The sequence below is a fragment of the Roseateles sp. YR242 genome (assembly GCF_900109745.1).
Taxonomy (GTDB): Bacteria; Pseudomonadota; Gammaproteobacteria; order Burkholderiales; family Burkholderiaceae_C; genus Roseateles.
On sequence record NZ_FOAV01000001.1, the window covers coordinates 745562 to 770048 of the forward strand.

General features: G+C 66.1%; 23 protein-coding genes and 2 tRNA genes. 8 read left to right on the top strand and 17 right to left on the bottom strand.

Going from position 1 to position 24487, the window contains the following annotated elements; all coding sequences use genetic code 11:
- Window positions 1-77: 77 nt before the first annotated feature.
- Together BMY53_RS03245 and BMY53_RS03250 are read right to left on the bottom strand one after the other, a co-directional pair.
- Window positions 78-497 carry a nuclear transport factor 2 family protein gene (locus BMY53_RS03245; RefSeq protein WP_092943504.1) on the bottom strand — a complete coding sequence of 140 codons (420 nt, stop codon included), beginning with the start codon at window positions 495-497 and terminating at the stop codon, window positions 78-80.
- The gene (locus BMY53_RS03250) at window positions 494-808 is read right to left on the bottom strand and encodes a hypothetical protein (RefSeq protein ID WP_092943506.1); all 315 of its coding nucleotides are present in this window, start codon (window positions 806-808) and stop codon (window positions 494-496) included. Before BMY53_RS03250 ends, BMY53_RS03245 begins: the two co-directional genes overlap by 4 nt.
- A 139-nt stretch (window positions 809-947) precedes the next feature.
- On the opposite strand from BMY53_RS03250, the gene BMY53_RS03255 reads away from it, so the two are divergent.
- Window positions 948-1910, top strand: a complete 963-nt coding sequence (locus BMY53_RS03255; RefSeq protein WP_092943508.1) for a LysR substrate-binding domain-containing protein — start codon at window positions 948-950, stop codon at window positions 1908-1910.
- A 21-nt stretch (window positions 1911-1931) separates the two neighbouring features.
- Here the strand turns inward: BMY53_RS03255 and hemW are convergent, their stop codons facing one another.
- The 5 genes from hemW to BMY53_RS03280 are packed head-to-tail and all read right to left on the bottom strand — an operon-like array spanning window position 1932 to window position 6393.
- Complete coding sequence (hemW, locus tag BMY53_RS03260) at window positions 1932-3116, bottom strand: radical SAM family heme chaperone HemW (RefSeq protein WP_092943510.1); 1185 nt, start codon at window positions 3114-3116, stop codon at window positions 1932-1934.
- 10 nt (window positions 3117-3126) lie between these two features.
- The gene (rdgB, locus tag BMY53_RS03265) at window positions 3127-3741 is read right to left on the bottom strand and encodes an RdgB/HAM1 family non-canonical purine NTP pyrophosphatase (RefSeq protein WP_092943512.1); all 615 of its coding nucleotides are present in this window, start codon (window positions 3739-3741) and stop codon (window positions 3127-3129) included.
- Between the two features lie 21 nt (window positions 3742-3762).
- The gene (rph, locus tag BMY53_RS03270) at window positions 3763-4506 is read right to left on the bottom strand and encodes a ribonuclease PH (protein WP_092943514.1); all 744 of its coding nucleotides are present in this window, start codon (window positions 4504-4506) and stop codon (window positions 3763-3765) included.
- Between the two features lie 22 nt (window positions 4507-4528).
- A complete protein-coding gene (locus BMY53_RS03275; RefSeq protein WP_092943516.1) occupies window positions 4529-5428 on the bottom strand; it encodes a PP2C family protein-serine/threonine phosphatase in 900 nt (299 codons plus the stop codon).
- Window positions 5425-6393, bottom strand: a complete 969-nt coding sequence (locus BMY53_RS03280; protein ID WP_058936168.1) for a serine/threonine protein kinase — start codon at window positions 6391-6393, stop codon at window positions 5425-5427. The genes BMY53_RS03275 and BMY53_RS03280 overlap by 4 nt, the downstream gene beginning before the upstream one ends.
- A gap of 31 nt (window positions 6394-6424) precedes the next feature.
- Between BMY53_RS03280 and BMY53_RS03285 the strand changes: the two genes are divergently transcribed.
- The 4 genes from BMY53_RS03285 to BMY53_RS03300 all read left to right on the top strand — a co-directional run bounded on the left by BMY53_RS03285 (window position 6425) and on the right by BMY53_RS03300 (window position 10957).
- On the top strand, window positions 6425-7342 hold the full coding sequence (locus tag BMY53_RS03285) for a YicC/YloC family endoribonuclease (protein ID WP_092943518.1): 918 nt from the start codon (window positions 6425-6427) through the stop codon (window positions 7340-7342).
- A 343-nt stretch (window positions 7343-7685) separates the two neighbouring features.
- Window positions 7686-8309 carry a guanylate kinase gene (gene gmk, locus BMY53_RS03290; RefSeq protein WP_092943520.1) on the top strand — a complete coding sequence of 208 codons (624 nt, stop codon included), beginning with the start codon at window positions 7686-7688 and terminating at the stop codon, window positions 8307-8309.
- A 41-nt stretch (window positions 8310-8350) separates the two neighbouring features.
- Complete coding sequence (rpoZ, locus tag BMY53_RS03295; RefSeq protein ID WP_058936171.1) at window positions 8351-8554, top strand: DNA-directed RNA polymerase subunit omega; 204 nt, start codon at window positions 8351-8353, stop codon at window positions 8552-8554.
- A gap of 138 nt (window positions 8555-8692) precedes the next feature.
- Window positions 8693-10957 (top strand): RelA/SpoT family protein, encoded by a 2265-nt coding sequence (locus BMY53_RS03300; protein ID WP_092943522.1) that lies wholly within the window; start codon window positions 8693-8695, stop codon window positions 10955-10957.
- Between the two features lie 36 nt (window positions 10958-10993).
- On the opposite strand, the gene greB is transcribed toward BMY53_RS03300, so the two are convergent.
- The 8 genes from greB to hemC form a co-directional block, all read right to left on the bottom strand.
- Complete coding sequence (gene greB, locus BMY53_RS03305; protein WP_092943524.1) at window positions 10994-11560, bottom strand: transcription elongation factor GreB; 567 nt, start codon at window positions 11558-11560, stop codon at window positions 10994-10996.
- A gap of 195 nt (window positions 11561-11755) precedes the next feature.
- Complete coding sequence (locus tag BMY53_RS03310; protein ID WP_143073897.1) at window positions 11756-12361, bottom strand: DUF4114 domain-containing protein; 606 nt, start codon at window positions 12359-12361, stop codon at window positions 11756-11758.
- Window positions 12362-12681: 320 nt separating this feature from the next.
- Window positions 12682-12758 (bottom strand) — tRNA-Arg (locus BMY53_RS03315).
- 139 nt (window positions 12759-12897) lie between these two features.
- Window positions 12898-12974, bottom strand: a tRNA-Arg gene (locus BMY53_RS03320).
- Between the two features lie 107 nt (window positions 12975-13081).
- The gene (locus BMY53_RS03325) at window positions 13082-14350 is read right to left on the bottom strand and encodes a heme biosynthesis HemY N-terminal domain-containing protein (protein ID WP_092943528.1); all 1269 of its coding nucleotides are present in this window, start codon (window positions 14348-14350) and stop codon (window positions 13082-13084) included.
- A 10-nt stretch (window positions 14351-14360) separates the two neighbouring features.
- A complete protein-coding gene (locus BMY53_RS03330; protein ID WP_255370005.1) occupies window positions 14361-15479 on the bottom strand; it encodes a uroporphyrinogen-III C-methyltransferase in 1119 nt (372 codons plus the stop codon).
- On the bottom strand, window positions 15476-16285 hold the full coding sequence (locus BMY53_RS03335; protein ID WP_092943532.1) for a uroporphyrinogen-III synthase: 810 nt from the start codon (window positions 16283-16285) through the stop codon (window positions 15476-15478). Before BMY53_RS03335 ends, BMY53_RS03330 begins: the two co-directional genes overlap by 4 nt.
- Window positions 16286-16289: 4 nt before the next feature.
- Window positions 16290-17225, bottom strand: coding sequence for a hydroxymethylbilane synthase (hemC, locus tag BMY53_RS03340; RefSeq protein ID WP_092943534.1), 936 nt, complete (start codon window positions 17223-17225; stop codon window positions 16290-16292).
- A gap of 189 nt (window positions 17226-17414) precedes the next feature.
- Between hemC and ppc the strand changes: the two genes are divergently transcribed.
- Window positions 17415-20288, top strand: a complete 2874-nt coding sequence (ppc, locus tag BMY53_RS03345; RefSeq protein ID WP_092943536.1) for a phosphoenolpyruvate carboxylase — start codon at window positions 17415-17417, stop codon at window positions 20286-20288.
- A gap of 15 nt (window positions 20289-20303) precedes the next feature.
- Here ppc and BMY53_RS03350 read toward each other — a convergent pair whose 3' ends face one another.
- Together BMY53_RS03350 and BMY53_RS03355 are read right to left on the bottom strand one after the other, a co-directional pair.
- Window positions 20304-21110: a LytR/AlgR family response regulator transcription factor gene (locus BMY53_RS03350; RefSeq protein ID WP_092943538.1), complete on the bottom strand. Its 807-nt coding sequence runs from the start codon at window positions 21108-21110 to the stop codon at window positions 20304-20306.
- Window positions 21111-21149: 39 nt separating this feature from the next.
- Entirely contained in the window at window positions 21150-22157 is a 1008-nt protein-coding gene (locus tag BMY53_RS03355) for a sensor histidine kinase (RefSeq protein ID WP_177200691.1), read from the bottom strand.
- A gap of 295 nt (window positions 22158-22452) precedes the next feature.
- On the opposite strand from BMY53_RS03355, the gene argH reads away from it, so the two are divergent.
- Window positions 22453-23859, top strand: coding sequence for an argininosuccinate lyase (argH, locus tag BMY53_RS03360; RefSeq protein ID WP_092943542.1), 1407 nt, complete (start codon window positions 22453-22455; stop codon window positions 23857-23859).
- 49 nt (window positions 23860-23908) lie between these two features.
- Window positions 23909-24391, top strand: a complete 483-nt coding sequence (locus BMY53_RS03365; protein ID WP_092943544.1) for a hemerythrin domain-containing protein — start codon at window positions 23909-23911, stop codon at window positions 24389-24391.
- Window positions 24392-24487 lie beyond the last annotated feature (96 nt).

Below are 24487 nucleotides of genomic sequence, written 5' to 3' on the forward strand. Positions count from 1 at the left end.
GAGCGGTCCGCGTCACGCTCCGCCTCCAGCGCATCCCTATCGAAACGCCCTCGATGCCTCCGGGCCGAGGGCGTTTTTCATGCGCGTCGCTCTTCCCCGAAGATGAACCGGGCCCGCACGATCGTGCCGACAGCTGCGGGCGGATCCTGCGCCCCGGGCCTGGTCACCTCATACATCGCCACCAGTTCCCGGACCACCGGCCCGTCGGGCGACTGGTTGAGAATCTGCTCGTAGTCGATCACCACCTCACCCAGCACGATGCGGTGCAGCAGGGTGGCCACCGGTCGGGATGCCCGGAAGCGGTTGGTCATGCGCTCACGCAATGCCTCATGCCCCTGGGCCAGCAACCGGTCGGGATATTCAAACTGCTGTGCCTGCGGATGGTAACAACGCAACAGCGCCTCGACGTCATGGGCGTTGTAGGCCTCCAGTTGGGCCTGCACCAGCGCCTGCGCAGACCCTAGCTCGGTGCGGACCGGTTCAAAGGCTGCGTTCATCGGGCTTGTTCCTTCTTGATTTGATCAGCCTTGCGGGCCTGGGGACCTCGGCTTGCAGACCCTGCATCGGCACGCGCCACCACCACAGTGGATGCCGCCGGATCCGACGCCCGCAGACGCTGCTGCGCCAGCCGGCCCTGCTCCTGTTGATCCTGCCTCTGGCTGCGGAGATCGGCGTTCTGGTCCGTGAAACCGAAGGCCGCACCGGCCAACATCAGCGACAACAACAGGCTGGACAGCACCAGCAGCAACTGCGCCGGCAACTGCGGGATTTCGATCCGGGACAGGTGATTGAGTTCGGGCTCGTTCATGGTGGGCTCCTGGAGGTTGGTGACATTCCGTTGTGCGTTTTGTCGATTTGTTGGTCATACTAGATAGCCAATCACCCCTCTACAAACGCTTTAATCTGGCACTTTTGTGTAGCAAAACTTTCCAGCGAGCGTCCAAGCCATGCGTGCCCCACGTCTCCCCCTGCAATACCTGGCCGCCTTCCGGGCCGCTGCGCTCACAGAAAACCTGCGTGCCGCCGCCGACCAGCTCAGCGTGACGCACAGCGCCGTGAGCCAGCAGATCCGCGCCTTGGAGGCGCAATTGGGTTTTCCGGTCTTTGACCGACAGGGGCGACGCGTGGTGCTCAATGCCGCCGGGCGGGCCCTGCTGCACGGCGTGGAACGCGCCTATCAGGAGCTGGACCAGGGCCTGCGAACGGCGGCCACCGCCCACGGCGTGGAGCAGCGCAGCCTGCGCATCACCGCCCTGCCCTCGTTCTGCCAGCGCTGGCTGCTGCCGCGTCTGGGGCGCTGGCACGCCTGCCATCCCGAGGTGGCCCTGGAGATCGACGCCACCCAGCGCCTGGTGGACCTGGAACGGGAGGGGTTTGACCTGGCACTGCGCCAGGGTCAGGGGCCATGGCCGGGCCTGGTCAGCGAGCCGCTGTTCGAATCCAACCTGCTGCCGGTGGCCTCACCGGCGCTGGCGCATCAACTGATCGGGCAGCCGCTGGCGGATCTGGCCCTGCAACCCTTGTTGGGGGACCCGAACCAATGGTCTGCGTGGTTTGAGCAGTCGGGGCTGAACCGGCAGATCGTGCCGGTCGCCACCTTCAACGATGCCGGGCTGCTGCTGCAGGCCACCGAGCAAGGCATGGGCATCGGCCTCACCCGCGAGCTGCTGGCGGCAGATGCCCTGCTGGATGGCCGGCTGGTGCGCGTCGCACCGCGGCAACGCCTGCTGATGGAGCCGCAGCGGTATCACGTGGTGTACCCGCCCGCCCTGAAGGACTCACCGGCGCTGACGGCCTTTATCGACTGGCTGCATGCCGAGACGGCGCAATCCCGGGCCGCGCTGGATGGCGCCTTCACCTGCCTGAGCGGGCCGGTCACGCCGGGCGGGGCCCCGCTGCCCGGCCTGTGACGCCGGGGGCGGGTGGTCAGATCACGCCGCCAGGAACAGGGCCTGCAAATCGCTGAGGAAATCGAAGCCCAGCGGCGTGGGTCGGATCAGCGCCGGATCCGGATCCAGCAGGCCCTTGGCGCGGCCCTGAGCCATGGCCTGGGCAATGCTGGACGGTGGCAGGCCGGTGCGCTCCAGGAAGCTCTGCATGGGCACGCCTTCCTTCAACCGCAAGGCGTTGAGCATGAACTCGAAGGGCAGCTCCGAACGAGCCACTTCGTTTTCATTGGAGACGGCTTGCCCTTCCAGCGCCTTGTCCATGTAGGTGGCCGGATCACGCCAGCGGACCTGGCGCAACAGCCGATGGGCAAACGACAGCTTGCCATGGGCGCCCGCGCCGATGCCCAGGTAGTCGCCAAACTGCCAGTAGTTGAGGTTGTGCTGAGCGCGGTGGCCTTCCCGGGCATAGGCCGAGACCTCGTAGCGGGACAGGCCCTGCGCGCCCGTCCGGGCGGTGATGAGGTCCAGCATGTCGCTGGCCAGATCGGGATCCGGCAGATGCTCGGGCGGCTGGTTGGCGAATCGTGTGTTGGGCTCGATGGTGAGGTGGTACACCGACAGATGGGGGGGCTGGAAGGCCAGCGCCTGGGCCAGGTCCCGGTCCAGCTCGGCCAGGGTCTGCCCCGGCAGTGCATACATCAGGTCGATGTTGAAGGTGTTGAAAGCCCGTGCTGCTTCCTCGATGGCGGCCCGCGCCTGGTCGCTGCTGTGCACACGGCCCAGCGCCTGCAGCTTCGCGTCATCAAAGCTCTGGACACCAATGGACAGCCGCGTCACCCCGGCATCGGCGAAGCCCGCGAAGCGGTCACGCTCGAAGGTGCCAGGGTTGGCCTCCATCGTGATCTCGCACCCCGGCTCCAGCGGCAGGCGCGCCCGCAGGTCGGAGATCAGCTCGGCGATCTGGGCGGGCTTGAACAGGCTGGGCGTGCCGCCGCCAATGAACACCGAGATGACCGGCCGGCCCCAGACCAGCGGCAGCGACGCCTCGAGGTCCGCACGCAACGCCGCCAGGTAGCGGGCGGCGGTGTCGTCGTCCAGCTCGCGGCCGCTGCGGAATTCATGCGAGTTGAAGTCGCAGTAGGGGCACTTGCGCAAGCACCACGGCAGGTGCACGTACAGCGACAGCGGGGGCAGCGCCGACAGGCTCAGCGTGCCGGGCCGCATCATCCGGATAATGTCAGCCAAGGTGCCAGGCCTCGCGCATCTGGCGCAGCAGGTCGGCCGAGGCCAGCGCACGGTGGCTGAGACGGTTCTTCTGCTCGGCAGACAGCTCGGCCACGCTCTGGCCCAGCGAAGGGATCAACATCAATGGGTCGTAGCCGAAGCCCGCTTCGCCGCGTGCGGCGGTCAGGATCTCACCGTTCCACCGGCCCATGGCAATCAGCGGCTCCGGGTCGGTGGCGGAACGCACGGCCACCAACGCGCAGACGAAGCGCGCACGACGGTCAGCGCCATCGGGCCGACGGGCCAGGTTTTCCAGCAGCACACGGTTGTTCTCGGCATCGCTCTTCTCGCGGCCGAAGAGCGTCGCATAGCGGGCGGACAGCACGCCGGGCGCGCCGCCCAGGCCATCCACCGCCAGCCCGGAGTCATCCGCCAGCGCCGGCAGCCCGCTTTCACGGGCCGCATGGCGCGCCTTGGTCAGCGCGTTTTCGACAAAGGTGTCGAAAGGCTCTTCCGCCTCGGGAATGCCCAGGCTGCCCTGCGTGACCAGTTCCAGCCCGATGGGCTGGAACAGCACCTGCAGTTCCTTGAGCTTCTTGGCGTTGTTGGAGGCCAGGACCAACTTCATCGCTTGCTCCTCCTCACCGGGCTAGGCCTGCAACGGGGCGCTCAGCGCCTGCCGCTGGGCCACGAGCAGGTCGCGAATGCCCTTCTCGGCCAGATTCAACAACACATCCACTTCGGCGCGCGTAAAAGCCACGCCCTCGGCGGTGCCTTGCAGCTCCACGAAGTGGCCCGCACCGGTCATCACGACATTCATGTCGGTGTCGCAGGTGGAGTCTTCGATGTATTCCAGATCCAGCAGTGCCTGGCCGTCCTTGATGCCCACGGAAATGGCGGCCACCGCGTCCAGCAGCGGCGACTGGGCGATCTTGCCCTGCGCCAGCAACCAGGTCACCGCGTCATGGGCGGCCACGTAGGCGCCGGTGATGGCGGCCGTGCGAGTGCCACCGTCGGCCTGCAGCACATCGCAGTCCAGCTGAATGGTGCGTTCGCCCAGCTTCTTCAGGTCGAACACCGAGCGCAGGGCGCGGCCGATCAGGCGCTGGATCTCCTGCGTGCGGCCGGTCTGCTTGCCGCGAGCGGCTTCGCGGTCGCTGCGGGTGTGCGTGGCGCGGGGCAGCATGCCGTATTCGGCCGTCACCCAGCCTTCGCCGGAGCCCTTCTTGTGCGGCGGCACCTTTTCCTCGACAGAGGCGGTGCACAGCACCTTGGTGTCACCAAATTCGATCAGCACGGCGCCTTCGGCATGGCGGGTGTACTGGCGGGTGATGCGAACCGGACGCAGGGCGTCGGCCGCGCGCCCGGTGGGGCGGCTGGCAATGGCGGTCATGGAATGTCCTTCAGCGGGGTGTTCAGCGTGGCGGCTTCTTGCCAGCGCGACGGATGGCGTCCTGGATCTCGCGCACTGCGCTGTCGATCTCGGCCTCGTCGAGCTGCTCCTGGCCCGCCCCCTGGATGGTAGAGGCAAAGCCCTGATCATCCAGGTCCTGCGTCGAGATGGAGTCGGGCGCATCGCCCTCCCCTTCCCACTCCACGGCCAACGCGGTGACATTGTCACTGCGGGCACCGGCCTGGCGCAGGGCCTGCTCCACCAGTTCGGGAACGGCGTCGCCCACGGCACGGGCGTCCGAGAGCAGGCGCAGGATGTCCGCGTCACTCACCGAACTCCACAGGCCGTCCGAGCACAGCAGCATGCGGTCCCCGTTCTGCAGCAGCACCGGGCCGTTGACGTCGATCATCGGCTTGCCCGGGCTGCCCAGGCAGGTGAACAGCACATGGCGGTTGAAGCGCTCGGCACCCGTGGCATGGCGGCCCAGAGCCTCCTGCAACTCGCTGTAGGAGTGGTCACGCGTGCGGGCAATGAGTTCGGTATCGCGCGCCAGATACATGCGGGAGTCCCCGCAGTGCGCCCACCAGATCTGGCCTTGCTGCATCACCGCCACCACGATGGTGGTGCGCGGCGTGTCGCTCATGCCGCGCTCGGCGGCATAGGCCAGCAGCTGCTGGTGGGCCAGCAGCACGGCGGTTTCCAGGAACTGGGTGGGATGCGGCAGCACAGGCTGCGCATCACGCTGATAAAGCGCGGCGACGTTCTGCAGCGCCATGTGCGCTGCGACTTCGCCGTCGGGGTGGCCGCCCATGCCGTCGGCCAGGGCAAAGAGGCCGGACTCGCGGGTATAGCAATACCCCATGCGGTCCTCGTTCTTTTCCCGGCCGCCACGGCGGCTGACCTGATAGACAGAAAACCTCACGCCTTGGCTCCGGTCTTGAGGTTCTCCAGCTGCAGCTTCAGGCGTTCACTGAAGCTGAGCTTGGTGTAGCGACGCTCGGTCTCGCGAGAGAGTTCCTTCTGCAGCGCAAACACGCTCTGCGGACGGGTCAGCGGGTCCAGCGACATGCACCACTCGGTCACTTCCAGCAGGTTGTCCGAATAGACGTTGCGCAGGCGTGAGAGGCTCAGGCCCAGACGGTCTTTTTCCAGACGCTGCGGCGCATCATTGGGCGGGTACCCCTGCATGCAGGCGTAGATGCAGGCGCCGATGGCATAGATGTCGGTCCACGGCCCCAGCGAGCCGTCACGACGGTACATCTCCGGCGCGGCAAAGCCCGGGGTGTACATCGGACGGATGAAGTTGCCTTCCTTGGACAGCACCTCACGTGCCGCGCCAAAGTCCAGCAGCACCGCCTTGTTGTCGTTGGTGATGAAGATATTGGCGGGCTTGATGTCCAGGTGGAGCATCTTGTGCTGGTGAACGATGCGCAGGCCCTTCAGGATCTCGTCGAACAGCGACCGGATGGTGGATTCCCGGAACACCTTGTCGCGTTTCAAATCCCGTGCGGTCACGATGAAATCCTGCAGGGTGTCCCCTTGCAGGTAATTCATGACCATATAGACGGTCTCATTCTCCCGCAGGAAATTCAGCACCGAGACAACGCTGGGGTGCGAAATTTGCGCGAGTGAGCGGCCTTCTTCAAAAAAGCTGCGCAGCCCCAGTCTGTACAAGGGCTGTTTTTCCGGTTTGACGCGGGGCGTCAGTTCTCCGGGTGATCGTTCGGCCAGTGATGAAGGGAGGTATTCCTTCAGAGCCACCAGATGATGGTCGGGGTCTTCGGCGAGATATACAACGCCGAATCCACCCGCAGCCAACTTCTTGATGATCTGATAGCCCCCCACCACCGTGCCTGCGGGCAGGGGCGCCGGTTTCGGCTTTGACATAATCGCGGTTCGATTTCTCTACCGATAGCTGATGCCAGTTTACAGCATGACCGGTTATGCCAGCGCCACGGCACAACCTTCGAACACAGGCGAAACCCCTAGTTCTCACGCCACCGCCGGCGTCACTGTGGAGGCTCGGTCGGTGAATGGCCGCTTCCTGGACCTCAGCTTCCGCATGCCGGACGAGCTGCGGTCGCTGGAGCCGGCATTGCGTGAACTGGTGACCAGCCAGGTGAAGCGCGGCAAGATGGAACTTCGGATCAGCACGCAGCGCGAATCCGAGTCTTCCATCCCCAATCCGCAGCCCGATCAACTGAACCGGCTGGCCCGTCTGGAAGAACAGGTGAAAGCCTGGTTTCCGAAGGCGCAGGGGCTCACCGTGCAGGAGGCCTTGCAGTGGTGCAAGAGCGGCACCGCAGGGCCGTCCGCTGCCGATGAACACGTGCTGGAAGCCGCTCGGCAGTGCCTGAAGGGCTTCCTCGAAGCGCGTGAGCGCGAGGGGGCGAAGCTGGTCGTCATGCTCAAGCAGCGTGTGGCCACCTTGCGTCAATTGGCAGACCAGGCCGAACCCCTCATTCCGGCCGCCGTGCAGCGTCAGCGTGAACGCTTTCTGGAGCGTTGGCAGGAGGCCTTGAATGCCACTGGTGCCACCACGTCCGTGTCGGAACAATCGCTTCAGGAACGCGCGCTGAATGAGGCCGCGGCCTATGCCTTGCGCATCGACGTGGCGGAAGAATTGACCCGCCTGCGCGCCCACCTGGATGAGGTGGATCGGCTGCTCAAGAAGGGTGGCGACCTGGGCAAACGGCTGGACTTTCTGATGCAAGAGTTACACCGTGAAGCCAACACTTTGGGCTCCAAGGCGGTGGCGATCGAGCTGACCAACATCTCCGTGGAAATGAAGGTGGCCATCGAGCAGTTGAAGGAACAGGTTCAAAACATCGAGTGACTGTTGCCCCCCGGTTTGGGCGCGCTCTGGCGCGCCCAAACCGCCCCCCGAGGGGGCTGCGGGCCACCTTGGGGCGGCCCGGCGGTGGCCCTCTGCGCATAACCAGAGCCCCGCTTGAACGACGCTTCGCGCGTTCGCGCGACTCGATGCATGAAGGAGCCCCGGCGGAAGGCTTTGCCTGAACTGCCCCCCTCTCCGGGGGGCAAGGGCCACCTTTGGGCGGCCCTGGGGGGTAGTTGCTTCGATCAAGGCCTCGCTTGAAGGGCGCTGCGGGCGGTTGGCGCGACTTTGTGCGCAGTGGGGGCGCGGGCTGGGGGTGTCGGGGCGGCGTTAAAATTGTTCAATGGAATATCCGGGTAATCTCTTCGTGGTGGCCGCCCCCAGCGGGGCCGGTAAGTCCAGCCTCGTCAAGGCTCTGCTGGAACTGGACGCCAAACTCACCGTCTCCGTCTCCCACACCTCCCGCCCCCCACGTGGACAGGAACAACACGGACGAGAATATCTCTTCATCGAACCCGATGAATTCCGGGCGATGGTCGCCCGGAGCGACTTCTTTGAGTGGGCAGAGGTGCACGGCAACCTGTACGGCACCTCCCGCGCCGCCATCGAACAGCGCATCTCCCATGGCGAAGACGTCGTGCTGGAAATCGACTATCAGGGCGCTCTGCAAATCAAGAAGCTGTTCCCGCATGCAGTACTGATCTTCATCCTCCCACCCAGCTGGGATGAATTGCGTGAACGGCTGATCCGCCGGGGCGACACCGAACCAGCGGTGATCGCGCAGCGCATGGAAAACGCCCGCCACGAGGTGGCACAGGCGCGCCACTTCGATTTCGTCGTGATCAATGCGGTGTTCGAGACCGCCTTGTTCGACCTGAAAGCCATCGTGCAAGCACAACGGCTAAAATACGCCACGCAACTGCGAAACCGGTCCGCCGTGTTCCGCTCACTAGATCTCATCGAGTGACCCCATCCCGGGACTCCCTCAATCTCCACCAGGACACCAGCATGGCCCGCATCACCGTCGAAGACTGCCTGACCAAGATCCCCAACCGCTTCCAGCTGGTGCTCGCCGCGACCTATCGCGCCCGCATGCTGAGCCAGGGCCACGCCCCGAAGCTGGAATCGAAGAACAAGCCGGGCGTCACCGCCCTGCGCGAAGTGGCCAATGGCGACGTCGGCGTGGAAATGCTGCGCCGCGTGCCGGTCTGAGCATTTCCCCCATACCCACAAACCTGGCACCTGCCGCCAGTCAAGCAAAAGGCGCCTCCGGGCGCCTTTTGTCTTTTTGCAGCCCAGTGAAGTGCCCCTGCGCGGGAATGCCCTCATGCCTTGGGTTAAATTTGGCATATGGGTCTCCGTTCCTTCGCCACTGCACACATTCCTGGGTTGACCGGGCTCGCCAGCACCAAGCCGGCGCCCGCGCCAGCCCACGAAGCCGCGTCCTTCGATGCGCTGGTGACGCGCCTGCATTACCTGCCCAAAGCCGATATCAAACGCATCCGCGAGGCTTACAAGTTTGCTGACGAAGCCCATCTGGGCCAGTTCCGCGCCAGTGGCGAACCCTACATCACCCATCCCATCGCCGTCGCCGGCCTGTGCGCGGATTGGCGGCTTGACGCGCAGGCCATCATGGCCGCGCTCATGCATGACGCCATGGAAGACTGCGGCGTCACCAAGATCGAGCTGATCGAACGCTTCGAGGCCCCCACCGCCGAATTGGTGGACGGCCTGACCAAACTGGACAAGCTGCAGTTCTCCACCCGGGAAGAATCCCAGGCCGAGAGCTTCCGCAAAATGCTGCTGGCCATGGCGCGGGACGTACGCGTCATCCTCATCAAGCTGGCAGATCGGCTGCACAACATGCGGACGATGCAGCACATGGCGTTTGACAAACGCCGTCGCATCGCGCGGGAAACGCTGGATATTTACGCCCCCATCGCCCACCGCCTCGGCCTCAACGAGATCTACCGCGAACTGCAGGAACTCTCCTTCCAGTACATCCATCCTTGGCGCCACGCCGCGCTCGCCAAGGCAGTCACCAAGGCGCGCGGCCACCGTCGAGACCTGGTCACCCGCATCGAACGCGATGTGCAAAAAGCCTTTGCCGAAGCCAACCTGCGCGTGGAAATCCAGGGCCGTGAAAAAACCCTGTTCTCCATCTACAAGAAGATGAGCGAGAAACACCTGAGCTTTGCCCAGGTGAGCGACATCTTTGGCTTTCGCGTCATCGTGCAAGACCTGCCCCAGTGTTATTGGTCGCTGGGCGTACTGCACCAGATTTATAAACCGCAGCCGGGCCGGTTCAAGGACTACATCGCCATTCCCAAACCGAACGGCTACCAGTCCCTGCACACCACGCTGGTGAGCCCCTTGGGCACGCCGGTGGAGTTCCAGATGCGCACCGAGGCCATGCACATGGTGGCCGAGAAGGGCGTGGCCGCCCACTGGCTCTACAAGAGCAAGGGCGATGCGCACAGTGCGCAGCAACTAGGCTCGCGCTGGCTGCAATCGCTGCTGGACATCCAGGACGAAACGCGAGACGCCACCGAATTCCTGGAGCACGTCAAGATCGACCTGTTCCCGGACGCTGTCTACGTCTTCACCCCCAAGTCCAAGATCATGGCGTTGCCCAAGGGGGCCACGCCGGTGGATTTCGCCTATGCCATCCACTCGGACGTGGGCGACCACTGCGTGGCCGCCAAGGTCAATGGTGAAGCCGTACCCTTGCGCACGGAGTTGCGCAGCGGTGACGTCATCGAGGTCGTGACGGCGGCGGGGGCGCGGCCCAATCCGGCCTGGTTGAGCTTTGTTCGCACCGGCCGTGCGCGTTCCAAGATCCGCCACTTCCTGAAGAACCTGGAGCAGGAAGAATCCCGCGAACTGGGGCACAAGATGCTCGCTCAGGCCCTGCGCGCCGAGGGGCTGGCCCTGCCCAGCCTCAACGAGGAAGACCTGCCGGCCGCTCAGCTCTGGCAGGATTTGGCCCGCTGGGCGGGCAATCGCCATGTGGACGAACTGCTGGTCGAAATCGGCCTCGGCCGCAAGATCGCCAGCATTGTCGCGAAGAAGCTCGCACGCACCCTCTCCGAGCAGGGGCAACGTCCGGATGCCGTGTTGCTGACCATGGGCCGATTTGCCACGGACGATGCACCATCGCAAGGGCAGGTGCTCATCGACGGCAGCGAAGGGGCCTCGGTGCGTCTGGCGACCTGCTGCCGCCCCATCCCGGGCGACGACATCAAGGGTTACCTGGGGCGTGGTGAGGGGCTGGTCATCCACACCGGCGAGTGTGCCGTGGGAAGGCGCCTGTTCCAGCGTGACAGCGAACACTGGATCGCCGTGGGCTGGGCGGAAGAACTCTCTCGCAGCTTCGAGGCCGAGATCGGTGTGTTGATGCGCAACGGCAAAGGCGTTCTCGCCCAGATTGCCACCGCCGTCAGCAGCGCCGAGGCCGACATCACCCACATCGCCATGAGCGATGACTCGGCCCAGCGTGAGACTGCGGAGATGACCCTGCTGTTGGCCGTCCGAGACCGGCTCCACCTGGCCGACACGCTGCGCACCCTCAAACGTTCGAATGCGGTGATGCGCGTGTGGCGCGTCAAGCCGTGACCGGCCGGCCTGCTCTTACGCCCCCTTCACCCCCATCTACGCGGCAGGCGCCGGGTATTGCACCTCGATCACCTCGATCGTCTCCACCCCCACCGGCGTCACCAGCTTCAATTCATCCCCTTCCCGGGCCTTGAGCAGTGTGCGGGCAATGGGAGACACCCAGCTGACCTCGCCCGCCAGGCTGTCTGATTCGTCGATGCCCTTGATGGTGATGGTGCGCTCCTCACCTTTGCCATTGGCGTAGGTGACTGTGGCGCCGAAGAAAACCTGATCGCTGCCATGATGGGCGCTCGGGTCCACGACCTCCGCGATGTCCAGGCGCTTGGTCAGAAAACGCAGGCGGCGGTCGATCTCACGCAGGCGCTTCTTGCCATAGAGATAGTCGCCGTTCTCGGAGCGGTCTCCATTCTTGGCAGCCCACGACACGATCTCGACGATCTTGGGGCGCTCCACATCGAGCAACTGCATGAATTCGCTGCGCAGACGGGCATAGCCCGCTGGCGTCATGTAGTTGCGCGAACCCTTGGGGAGGGCGGGCAGCGATGGCCCCTCGTCATCGTCCTGATCCGCGCCGTCGCTTTCCTTGGTGAATGCCTTGCTCATGGCCCCTATTGTGTCGCCAGCAAGGGGCAGCGTGGCCGTGATGGCATTGCACCCAAGCCTGCACCTTCACGGTCCTGAACGCGCTCCCGGCCCTGCTGCGCAGCTCTGCCAGGATGACAAAGGGCCCCGCGCACACGCCGGGGCCCTGTCGAAACCACCTGGACCGCGCCGTCAGCGCGGCGGGGCCATCCCCAGTCACGGGCGACGGCGGTCCGGGTCGCTCAGGTTGAGGATGGCGTCGTTGAAGTCGCCGCCCGCACCACGCAGGTCCTCAAAGCCCAGCTGGAAGCCTGAGTCGGTCTTGCTGACCTTGGCATGGTCAATGCCATCCACATTGGCGCTGGTGCCGGCCTGGAAGCTGTTGCCCTCCGGCGTGTTGATGCGGAATTCCACGTTGGAACCCGGCCTCGCATGAATGGTGGAGGTGCTGCCGTCATCCTTGGAGCGCGCAATTGTCTTCCACTCGCCGCCGTTGACGCGGTACTGGATCTCGTTGTTGAAATCCGCGTCGGCCTTGCCAACATTCACATCCACCTTGCCACTCTGGCCCACGGTGTAGGAGCCCTTGCCTGCGTTCCACTGGCCCTCCTTGGGTGCTGGATGGACGGGGCGGCAGTTGCTGTTGGAAGCGCCCGATGGGCCCGATGGGCCATGGTGGCCACCATGGCCATGGTGATGGTGCACATGGTGGTGCCCTCCCCAGCCCATGTTGCCCCAGCCCATGTTGCCCCAGCCACCCACTGCCGAGCCACCCCAGCTCGGCAGCGTGGATGCAGAGTGGCCCAGCCAGGCGTTGGCCAAGCTGCCGCCAAATCCTGGAAAGAAGCCACCAAGGCCTCCAAGGCCACCGAAACCCATCCCCATGTTGCCAAAGGGATTGCTTCGGAAGGGATTACTAATCGCACTATTGAAGTAGTTCATGTCTGTCCAATTCACTTGAGTTGGGAATTCAGTGGGCATCCCACAGACCGTCGGGTCAGACATCTATGGATCCCGCACGCACGACCTTCCAAGTGCTTGGATTGCATCCAAGGGTTCAGATCCGACCACCGCAGGGTGTGTCGCCGCAATAGACGCGGCAAAGAAAAAGGCCAGTGTTTTTCAACACTGGCCTTCTGATTTGGTGCGGCTGGCAGGATTCGAACCCACGACCCCTTGGTTCGTAGCCAAGTACTCTATCCAACTGAGCTACAGCCGCACGACTTTTTACCGATCAGAGGTTGCCGTCGTGGGAGCAACATCTGCTTTTTATTGTTGGCGGTTCTTATTTTTAAACCGAAGTTCTTAAACCCTCAGGTTCATGAAACCTTCAAGTTTTAAAACCCCAACTTGTTTTCTGGTGCGGCTGGCAGGATTCGAACCCACGACCCCTTGGTTCGTAGCCAAGTACTCTATCCAACTGAGCTACAGCCGCTGAAAGACTGCGACTATAGCATGCATTTTTTGCCCTCAGCAAGAAGTGCGCGTGAGTTTGTTGAAAAGACTCGTTATTCACCGCGCAAACTGTCGAGCCTGCCGGCTTCAGCGTGCCAGCGCGCCGCCGTCGCCCAACAGGGCCGCTGCTTCAAAGCAGCGCGCACGGCGTTCAGTGTCCCCATCGTTTTCGGCCATCTCCGCCAGGCGCAGCCAACTGCGCCGGCGTGCCACCACGGAAAGCGCGCGGTCCTCGCCGGCCTGCTCCAGCATCAGCCTCGCCTTGCCCCAGAGTTGCCGTTCCGCCAGGGCATGGCCCAGCGCGTAGGCCATGGTCATGTCACGCGGGAAGCGCAGAACGGCCGACTCCAGCCGCTGCAGCCATTCCGGCCCCAGCCCCGGCATGCACGGCACCAGCGCCTCGGCCAGGGCACGGCGCTCATCGTCGCCCTGTTCGGCAATGGCATCCCAGAAGGGGCGCAGCCACCCGCGCCCATCTTCGGGGGCGCCCAGTGCCGCGGCATTCTGCGCCGCACGGGCGGCCACAAACACGTCGCGGCGGTCCGCCGCATCCAGTTGCTGCCAGGTCGCGCGCAGTTGGTCCGCATCCCGCGAGGCTTCCAGCGCCTCGCTCGCCAGCGACCGCAACAGGCCCTGAGCCGCCGACTTGGAGAAGCCTTGATGCTTGGCCAGCAGGCGTGCCGTGCGCAGGGCCTCCAGCGGCTCATGCGCCAGCCGGCTGCCTTGCAGCTTCAGACGCAAGGCCTGCGTGCGGCGGGCCACGCCAGGGCCCAGGTCCGCCAGCAACGCGAGCGCACGTTGTGCATCCCGATCATCCAGGGCCCATTCCGCCGCCAGCAGCCGCGCGCCCTCTTCCTGAGGCCGCGCACCCGCGCTGCTCTGCGCCGTTTGCAGCGCCTGGCGCAGATGTTCGTCGCGGCCACGACGATCCTGCAGCCGATGCGCGCATTGGGCCGCCACCAGATGCGCCAGCGCCATGAAGGCACCGTCCTGGGACAGGTCGGACGTCATCGCCTGGATGTTCAGCGCGCGTTCCGCCGCCTTCTGGGCCCGGCTGTAGCGGGCGCAGAAAAAGTCCGCCAAGGCTTCGCGCAGGGCCACCTGGGCACTGCGCTCACGTTGGGCCATGCGCCACAGCCGGGCACGCTTGGGCAGCGTCAGCAGCGCGTCCAGCGACTGCATCAGCGTCATCAGTCCAAAGCAGCCGCCCACCAGCACCAGCAGGAACAGATTGAGGGAGAGGTCCATGCGCCAGGTGCGCCAGTAGAAACTGGCCAGACCGTCGTTGTTCCCCAATGTCAGTGCCGCCACCACAGCGGCCACAAACAGCAGCACCAGCCAGATCACCATCCGCATGGCGCCGTCCTCAACGCGCCACCGCGCTCAGCGCGGCCAGCGTGTCATCCGGGCGGGGGATCTGCACCTGCCGGGCCTGGCCCTGCACCTGACGCAGCAGCTCAGTGGTCACCGCCAGCTTGCGCGAGCGGGCGTCGAAATAACGGTCCAGCATGCCCTGGGCCTCGCTCAGGTCGTTCTGGGCGGTGTCGAACTGGCGGCTCAGCAGCGCCAGGCGCGCATTCAGCAGCCGCAGTTTGAGATTCTCCCGAAGGAAGAACATCTGCTCCGGCGCCATGAGCGCCGCCTCCGGGTGATCGATTCGGGTCACACGCAGCAAGCCGCGGGCCTCGCGCCAGACATCGCTGGAGAGCTGGTCCCACTTGTCGCCCGCATCGTGCCACGCACGCTCCCACCAGCCCGCATTGGGGCTGAGCGGTGCGCTGGCGCTACCGACAGGCTTCGCCGGGCGCGTCGCAGTAGCACTGCGGGCCGGCTCGGTGCCGGGCTGGCCCATCGCCAGCAGCGGCAGGTCATCCACCTGGCGGGCTACTTCGTCGAGCTTGATGGTTAGTGTCGAGACGTCCACCACACTGACCGACCTGATGCGGTCCAGGTCTCGCACCACCGCACGGCGCACGCCTTCCAGGCGCGGCTGCTTGTAGCGAGCCAGGCGTTCATCCGCCTGCTTCAGCGCGGCCACCAGTGGCTCGGCACTGCCGGTGATGGCCGCCTGCTGCATGGCCACGCGCAGTGAGGCCTCGACATCCCCCACGACGTTTTCGTCGCGGGAGCGGGTCATGGACTGCATCAGCAGTTCCAGCTGTTCCCGCTGCAGGGCGACCTCGGCCAGCTTGGCGTCCAGCAAGGCCACCTTGGCGGCGGTGTCACGGGCCAGCTCCTGGGCCTGGCGCGACTGGTCCCGCGCGATGTTGGCATCGCTCTGGCTGCTGTCCTGACGCCGGACCAGTTCCTGCTCCGCCTGCTTGAGGCGTTGCTGGCTCTGCCACGCCAGGCCCAACGCCAGCAAGGCGATGAGGCCGACGACGGCCACGACGGCCTGCGTCAACGTGGCGCCGCCGGTGCGGGGCGTTGAGATGGGTGTGGGGGGCGACGAAACGTCGGCCGCTGGGGTGTTGGTCTCGCTCACGTAGGGGATTCTAGGGGGGTCCCTGCCAGCCGTCGGAATGCATCGGCGACAGCCGTGGCCTCAGGTCGCACCAAAACCACATGGCGCAGGCCCAGTGCTCTCGCCCGCTCCGCGATTCGTTCATGGGTGGTGATGGCGCGCAGGGTCGCCCAATCCGTCCCAGACTCCGGTGACGCCATGGACGCCAGGTAACCCACGGCTTCCGAACTGCTGAACAGCCAGATGTGGTTCTGCGGGCTTGCCAGGGCCTGCGCCAGTTGATGGCGCGATGGGGCATCGAGCACCGGGCATTGCCGGCGATAGACGCTGATGGCCTCCACCGCGGCGCCGGCTTCGCGCAGACGGTCGCCCAGCCACTCGCGGCCACCGTCGCCGCGCACCATCAAGGCGGCGCGGCCGTTCCAGTCGCCGCCCGCCACCCGCAGGATTTCCGGCCAGAGATGCTCGGAATCCAGCATCACCGCATCAGCCGGCGGCTGCACGATGCGTGCGGCGGGAACACCGGCCGCCTGGAGCGCATGGGCACTGCCCGGCCCCACGGTGGCCGCCAGCACACCCGCCGGCCACGGCTGGCCAGCCGGGCGATAGTCGAAGAAATGCCGGACGGCATTGGGGCTGACGAACATCACCAGTTGGAATCGGTCCAACGCGCCCCAAGCCTGGCGTGCGGGCTGCGCATCGTCCGTCGGCACGATGTCGATCAGGGGAAAGGCCAGCGTCGGCACACCCAGCGCCGCCAGTCGCCCGGACCAGTCCTGCGCCTGCGCCAGGGGCCGGGTCAGCAGCAAACGTGCCGGGAGCGCCATGGCCTCAGACGTCCTTCAGATAATCCGCCGCACCCTGATCCTGCAGCGCCTGAGCGGCCTGCCGGCCCAGCGCCTCCGCAGCAGCCATGTCGGCCACCACCGCTTCCACGGTGGTGCGCAGCAGCGGACGATCCGTCTGCACCGGGTGCCCAAGCGCCCCGCTCAGCCGCAGCAGCCCGTGGTCCGCCCAGACCGCATGCGCCGCCAGCGGCATGGAGCAACTGCCCCCCAGCGCGCGCGACACCGCACGTTCGGCGGTCACGGCCAATTGCGTGGCTGCGTGGGTCATCGCGTCCAGGTGGGGCCGCAACGGTTGCTGCGCCGTGCGGATCTCAATGCCCAGCGCTCCTTGCCCCGCGCAAGGGACCATCTCATCCACGCCGAACAGCTGGCGGATGCGGCCTTCCAGGCCCAGGCGCTTCAGGCCGGCAGCAGCCAGCACGATGGCGTCGTACTGGCCTTCATCGAGTTTGCGCAGGCGCGTGTCGAGGTTGCCGCGCAGCGGCTCCACCCGGAGATCGGGACGCAGGCTGCGGATCTGCGTCACGCGCCGCAGGCTCGACGTGCCCACACAGGCGCCGGCCGGCAACTCGCCCAGCGAGGCGTAACGGGGCGATACCAGCGCATCACGCGGGTCTTCGCGCTCCAGCACGGCCGCCAGCGTGAAGCCTTCCGGCAGCTCCATCGGCACATCCTTGAGCGAGTGCACCGCCAGTTGCGCGCGCCCGTCCTCCAGCGCGTTCTCCAGTTCCTTGACGAACAGCCCCTTGCCCCCCACCTTGGACAGTGTGCGGTCCAGGATCTGATCCCCGCGGGTGGTCATGCCCAGCAGGCGGACCTGCAGCCCGCGCGCCTGCAGCAGTGCCTGCACGTGTTCTGCCTGCCAGAGCGCCAGGCGGCTTTCCCGCGTGGCGATCACGAATTCTTCTGTGTGCGTCATGGCCGCGATCGTAGCGGACCGCAGCCAGCGGTCGGCCGGCCCTCATGGCGCCACGAAGTGTGGCTTGAGCGATATCGAGGCTTGGGCGCGTCTATCGCACCAATGGAAACTGATACAGTCATTCGGAGGTAACTCGGTTACATCGCTCCGCCCTCCTGCAACGTTTCCCCTCAGCTGCAAGACGACGCCATGCCTGCCAGCCCCGCTTCCCGTTCCCGCGCCCCTGGCGCCAAGCCCAAGGCCCAGGTCGTCAAGACCGCCAAGGCCGCCAAACCCTCCCCGGCGGCCAGCCGGGCAGCCAAGGACAAGAACCAGCCGCTGATGGAAGACATCCGCCTGCTGGGTCGGATCCTGGGCGAAGTCATCCGCGAGCAGGAAGGCCGCGAGGCCTATGAACTGGTGGAGCGGGTGCGCCAGCTGTCGGTCGCCTTCCGCATCAAGCGCGATGCGCAGGCCGGCAAGCAGATGGACAAGCTGCTCAAGAGCCTCTCGGGCGAGCAGACGGTGAGCGTGATTCGCGCATTCAGCTACTTCTCGCACCTGGCCAACATTGCGGAGGACCGGCATCACGTCCGCCGCCGCGAGATCCACGACCGCGAAGGCAGCGTGCAGCCCGGCTCACTGGCCTACGCACTGGAGAAGCTGTTCGAGGCTGGCGTTCGCCCGAGCGAAGTGGCGCGTACCCTGCAAAACGGCTTTGTCTCGCCCGTGCTGACGGCCCACCCCACCGAAGTCCAGCGCAAGAGCATCCTGGACGCGGAACGTGCCGTCGCCGAGCTGGTCACCCAGCGGGACTCGCTCTACACCGATCGCGACAAGGCCGCCAACGAGAGCCTGATCCGTGCCCGCGTGACGCAGCTGTGGCAGACGCGCATGCTGCGCTACTCCAAGCTGACCGTGTCGGACGAGATCGAAAACGCGCTCAGCTACTACCACGCCACCTTCCTGCGCGAGATCCCGAAGCTGTATGCGGAACTGGAAGAAGCCTTGCCCGGCGAATCGCTGGCCTCCTTCCTGCGCATGGGCCAGTGGATCGGCGGGGACCGCGATGGCAACCCGAACGTCACCGCAGCCACCCTGCAGCAGGCGCTCAAGCGCCAGGCCGAAGTCGCGCTGCGCCACTACCTGACCGAGCTGCATGAGCTGGGTGCGGAGTTGTCCATCTCCCTGCGCCTGTCCGGCATCTCGCCCGAGATGCAGGCCCTGGCCGAGCGCAGCCCCGATCTCAACGAACACCGCATGGACGAGCCCTACCGGCGTGCCCTGACCGGCATGTACGCACGCCTGGCCGCCACGCTGCACGAGCTGACCGGCACCGAGGCGCTGCGCCATGCGGTGGCGCCGCAATCACCCTACCAGGCGCCTGAAGAATTGCTGGCCGACCTGCGTGTCATCCAGTCGTCGCTGGAGGGTCACCACGCCCACGCCCTGATCGCCCCACGCCTGAAGCCGCTGATCCGCGCCGTGCAGGTCTTTGGCTTCCACCTCGCCACCCTGGACCTGCGCCAGAGCTCCGACCAGCACGAGGCCGTGGTGGCCGAACTGCTGCGCACCGCCCGTGTCTGCGACGACTACAGCGCGCTGGACGAAGTCGCCCGCCGCGAGTTGCTGGTGCGCCTGCTCAACGAAACCCGCCCCTTGCGTGTGCTGGGCGTGCAGTACAGCGAGCATGCGCAACGCGAGCTCGCCATTTTCGAGACCGCGCGTGACTCCCTGCAGCGCTACGGTCGCGAAGCCTTGCGCCACTACATCATCTCCCACACCGAAGACGTCAGCGACCTGCTGGAAGTGCAGTTGCTGATGAAGGAGGTGGGCCTGTTGCGCGGCACGCTGGACGGCGAGGCCATCAGCGACCTGATCGTCGTGCCGCTGTTCGAAACCATCGCCGACCTGCGCAACGCGCCAGGCATCATGCGCGGCTTCTACGAACTGCCGGGCATGGCCGCGGTGGTGCGGCGCTCCGGTGGCGAGCAGGACATCATGCTGGGCTACTCCGACTCCAACAAGGATGGCGGCGTCTTCACCAGCAGCTGGGAGCTCTACCGCGCCGAGATCGCGCTGGTGCAGCTGTTCGACGAACTGCGCCAGCAGGGCCCGCTCACGCTGCGTCTCTTCCATGGCCGGGGCGGCACGGTGGGCCGAGGCGGCGGCCCGAGCTACCAGGCCATCCTGGCCCAACCCCCGGGCACGGTGAACGGCCAGATCCGCCTGACGGAACAGGGCGAGGTCATCAACTCCAAATACGCCAACCCGGAGATCGGCCGGCGCAACCTGGAAACGCTGGTGGCCGCCACGCTGGAGGCCACGCTGCTGCATCCGACCAAGTCGGCGCCCAAGTCCTTCATGGAGGCAGCACAGGCGCTGTCGGACACCAGCTTTGCGGCCTATCGCGGCCTGGTCTACGACACCCCGGGCTTTGCCGATTTCTTCTTCGCCGCCACGCCCATCCGCGAGATTGCGGAGCTCAACATCGGCTCGCGTCCGGCCTCACGCAAGGCCACCCGCGCCATCGAGGACCTGCGGGCGATCCCGTGGGGCTTCAGCTGGGGCCAGTCCCGCATCACGCTGCCGGGCTGGTGTGGTTTTGGTTCGGGTGTGCAGGCCTTCCTGGGCAAGGCTGCGGGCCGGGAGGAGAAGCTGGCCCTGCTCAAGCGTATGTTCAAGCAGTGGCCGTTCTTCCGCACGCTGCTGTCCAACCTGGACATGGTGCTGGCCAAGGCCGATCTGGACATCGCCGAGCGCTATCTGGACCTGGTGGAGGACAAGCGCCTGGGCAAGAAGATCTTTGCCGCCATCCAGGCCGAGTTCGCCCGCACCGAAGAAGCGCTGGCCCTGATCACGGGGGATGCCCACCGCCTCGCGGCCAATCCGGCGCTGGCGCGCTCCATCGAGCATCGCTTCCCCTACATCGATCCGCTGAACCACCTGCAGGTGGAACTCATGCGCCGCTACCGGGCCATTCCGGTGGAACAGCGGGCGGAGGACCCTCGGATGGAGCGGGTGCAACGCGGCATCCACCTGTCCATCAACGGCATCGCGGCAGGGCTGCGCAACACGGGTTGAGGGTCGGGCGGGCCTTCAGGCCTGCCCCGCCAGCGCTTCCCGCACGGCCGCCACCTGCCGGCGGGAGACGGCCAGCCATTCATTGACATGGGCCACCCGTACGGCCCACCCCAGTTCCCCACCCGGCTCGCCTTCCGCGACACCGTCGGTGGGCACATGGCGCTCCAGTTCCCGCACGGCCGCCTTGGCCACCAGCGCGTTGCGGTGCACCCGCAGGAAGCGCTCCCCCAGCCGCTGCTCCAGGTCGGTCAGTGAGCCGTCCATCACATGGCTGTGAGTGGCCGTGCGCAGCGTCAGGTACTTGAGCTCCGCCTTGAAATACAGCACCTCGCCCAGCGGCACACGCAGCAGGCGCCCCCGCTCGGTGATATTGATCACCGGCCCGTCATCCGCCGGCGGCGCCTCCTGCGGGCTGCGGGACTTGGCGGCCGCGCGCTCCACCAGCCGCTGCGCCGCGCGCGCCAGGCTCCCCTGCAGGCGCTCGCGCCGCACGGGTTTGGTCAGGTAGTCCAGCGCTTCCAGCTCAAAGGCCTGCAGGGCATGCTGCGCATGTGCCGTCACAAACACGATGGCCGGGGCAAGCGGGCGCCCCAGCAGCATCTGCGCCAGCCCCAGCCCATCCAGGCCCGGCATCTGCACGTCCAGCAGGATGAGGTCGCAGCTGTGGTCCTTCAGCCAGTGCAAGGCCTGCTCGCCGCTGGCGGCCTCCGCCGCCACTTCCGCCCGGGGCTCGTCATTGGCCTCCACCAGCCCGCGCAGCCGCAGCCGGGCCAGCGGTTCGTCGTCCACGATCAGCACCTTCAACGGGGGTTGGGTCAGCATGTCGTTCCAGTCGGCTCAGGTCAGCTCGAAAAAAGGCAGTCAGCGCGGAAGCAGGATCCGCACTACAAAACGCGTGGGCGACGGTGCCACCTCGATCCGGGCGGCCACGTCGTGCATCAGGCGCAGGCGCTGCTTGACGTTCTTCAGCGCCAGCCCATGGCCGCGCGTGCGGGACGGCGCCCCGACCGTATTGACCACCCGGATCTCCACCTCGGAGCCCCGCACACGGGTGGTGATGCTCACGTCCCCACCCTGGTCATTCGGTTCCACCCCGTGGCGCACGGCGTTTTCCACCAGCGGCTGTAGCAGCAGCGGCGGCACGCGTGTGTCGTCGCCACTCGGGTCCAACTGCCAGTCGATGCGCAGCCGCTCGCCGAAGCGCAACTGTTCGATCGCCAGGTAGCGTTTGGCCAGATCCACCTCCTGCGCCAGCGGCACGCCCTCCGTGCGCGGCCCGGTGTCCGCCAGCGCCACCCGGAACAGCTCGGCCAGGTCCTCCAGCACCTCCTCGGCACGCGAGGGGTCCACCCGCACCAGGGCGATGGCGGTGTTCAGCGTGTTGAACAGGAAGTGCGGGCGGATGCGGGATTGCAGCTCCACCAGCCGCGCCAGCGCCTCGGCCGGCGCCTGGGCCCGCTCCCGCAACATCAGCCAGAACAGCAGCAGGGCCGCACCCAGGGCGCCAAAACCGGCAGCGCCCACCCGTTGCAGCGCGCTCAGCGCATCCAGCCCGACGACTTCCAGCAAGCGGGTGCCGCCATGCGCACAAGCCGCACCCAGGGCGATGGGCAAGGTCCATTGCGCCCACTGGGGCAGCCGGGCGAGCAGCCGCTTGGTGCCACAGACGATCAGCAGCCACGAGAGCACGGCGGTCATGGAGGCCACCGTGGCGGTGCCCATGGCCCAGACCCAGCCGGTGAAGGTCTCCTGCGCCATGGCCAGGCCCAGCCCCTGCACCAGTTGCACGCCCAGCACCGCCCGAAGCACCAGGCCCACGTGGCAGACATCGAAGCGCCGGCGGGGGTCGATCAGGGGTGATGGCGACATGGGCCGGGTGTCCAGCCGCGTGTCCTCCCAGGCTGTCTGGGTCGACAGCGCTGCCTGGGAATGTTGCGCATCTCTGGGTTGCTGCGCCCGTTCGGCCATCGGCTCCTCGTCCTCGCCCTTTAGAATCGTGGCTGCATTCTCTATCACCGGGTTCGCCATGGCGGCCCGGTTCGCCACAAGACGTGACAGACCTCCCACCGGGGCCCACGGTGGCCCGCCTGGGCACCTTCGGTACGCAGGTTGGGGGGCCTGTCACATCTTGCTTCGAAGTCCCTGTCTGTCCGCTGAGCCCGCGATGTCCAATCCCTCCGACAACCAACTGGCCAACAAGTCTCAAGCCTGGTCCGCCCTCTTCTCCGAGCCGATGAGCGACCTGGTGAAGCGCTACACCGCCAGCGTCGATTTCGACAAGCGCCTGTGGGATGCCGACATCCGTGGCAGCCTGGCGCACGCCGAGATGCTGGCCGCGCAGTCCATCATCGGCGCGCAGGACCACGCCGCCATCCAGCGCGGCATGGCCCAGATCCGCGAGGAAATCGAGGCCGGGCGCTTTGAATGGAAGCTGGACCTGGAAGACGTCCACCTCAACATCGAGGCCCGCCTGACCGAACTGGTGGGCCTGGCCGGCAAACGCCTGCACACCGGCCGCAGCCGCAATGACCAGGTCGCCACCGACGTGCGCTTGTGGCTGCGCGGCGAGATCGACACCCTGGTGGGCCTGCTGACCGAACTGCAGAAGGTGCTGGTCGGCCAGGCCGAGCGCCATGCGGACGTGATCCTGCCGGGCTTCACCCACTTGCAGGTGGCACAGCCGGTGAGCTTCGGCCACCACATGCTGGCCTATGTGGAGATGTTCGCCCGCGATAGCGAGCGCCTGCTGGACACCCGCAAGCGCGTCAACCGCCTGCCGCTGGGCGCCGCCGCACTGGCCGGCACCAGCTACCCGCTGGACCGCGAACGCGTCGCCCGCACGCTGGGCATGGAGGGTGTGGCCCAGAACAGCCTGGACGCCGTGAGCGACCGTGACTTCGCCATCGAATTCAGCGCCGCGGCGGCGCTCATCATGGTGCACATCTCGCGTCTGTCGGAAGAACTCATCCTCTGGATGAGCCAGGCCTTCGGCTTCATCGCCCTGCCCGACCGCTTCTGCACCGGCTCCAGCATCATGCCGCAGAAGAAGAATCCGGACGTTCCCGAACTGGCGCGTGGCAAGAGCGGCCGCGTGGTCGGCCACCTGATCGGCCTGATCACCCTGATGAAAGGCCAGCCCCTGGCCTACAACAAGGACAACCAGGAAGACAAGGAGCCGCTGTTCGACACCGTGGACACGCTCAACGACACCCTGCGCATCTTCGCCGACATGATGGGCGGCCTGACCGTCAAGCCGGAGGCCATGGAGCGCGCGGCGCTGAAGGGCTACGCCACGGCCACCGACCTGGCGGACTATCTCGTCAAGAAGGGCCTGCCCTTCCGGGACGCCCACGAAGTGGTGGCCCACGCCGTCAAGACCGCCCAGGCCCAGGGCGTGGATCTTTCCGCCTTGAACCTGGAGGCCCTGCGCCAGTTCGATCAGCGCATCGACAACGATGTGTACGACGTGCTGTCGCTCAAGGGCTCGCTGAATGCGCGCAACGTGTTGGGCGGTACCGCGCCGGCACAAGTGCTTGAGCAGGTGAAGCGCCACCGGGCACGCCTGGGCTGATCAGCGGCACTGAACCACGGTTGAGCGTTGCGCTGAAGGAATTGGAAGCATGAGCACATTGAACTGGTCTGAAGACCTGGTATTGAACCTGCCGGTGCTGGACCACACGCATGAGGAGTTCGTGCAACTGCTCAACGTGTTCGGGGACACGCTGGATCGTGGTGAGGACGCCCTGCCCGCCTTCAAGGCGCTGCTGGCCCACACCGAGGAGCACTTCGCCATGGAAGAGCGCTGGATGGCGGCCACCGGCTTCGAGCCGGAGAACTGCCACAGCAGCCAACATGCCATGGTGCTCAACGTGATGCGTGAAGTCGTCCGCTACGCCGAGGAACTGGGCGACCGGGAACCCATGCCCATCGTGCGTCAGGAGTTGGCCCAATGGTTCCCCGGCCATGCGGAAATGATGGATGCCGCCCTGGTCTACACCATGCAGCAGCGCGGGTTCGACCCGGCCTCGGGTGAATGCCAGGAACCGGCACTGGAAGCCCTGGCCGGCGCGTCGGGTTGCGGCAGCACCAGTTGCGGCCACTGAGTCTCTTCCGGACCCTTCAGTTGCAGGCCCGGCCGGCGCTTCGCCGCCTCGATCGCCCCTGCTGACATCTTCCGGCCGGCAACGAAGCCACAATGC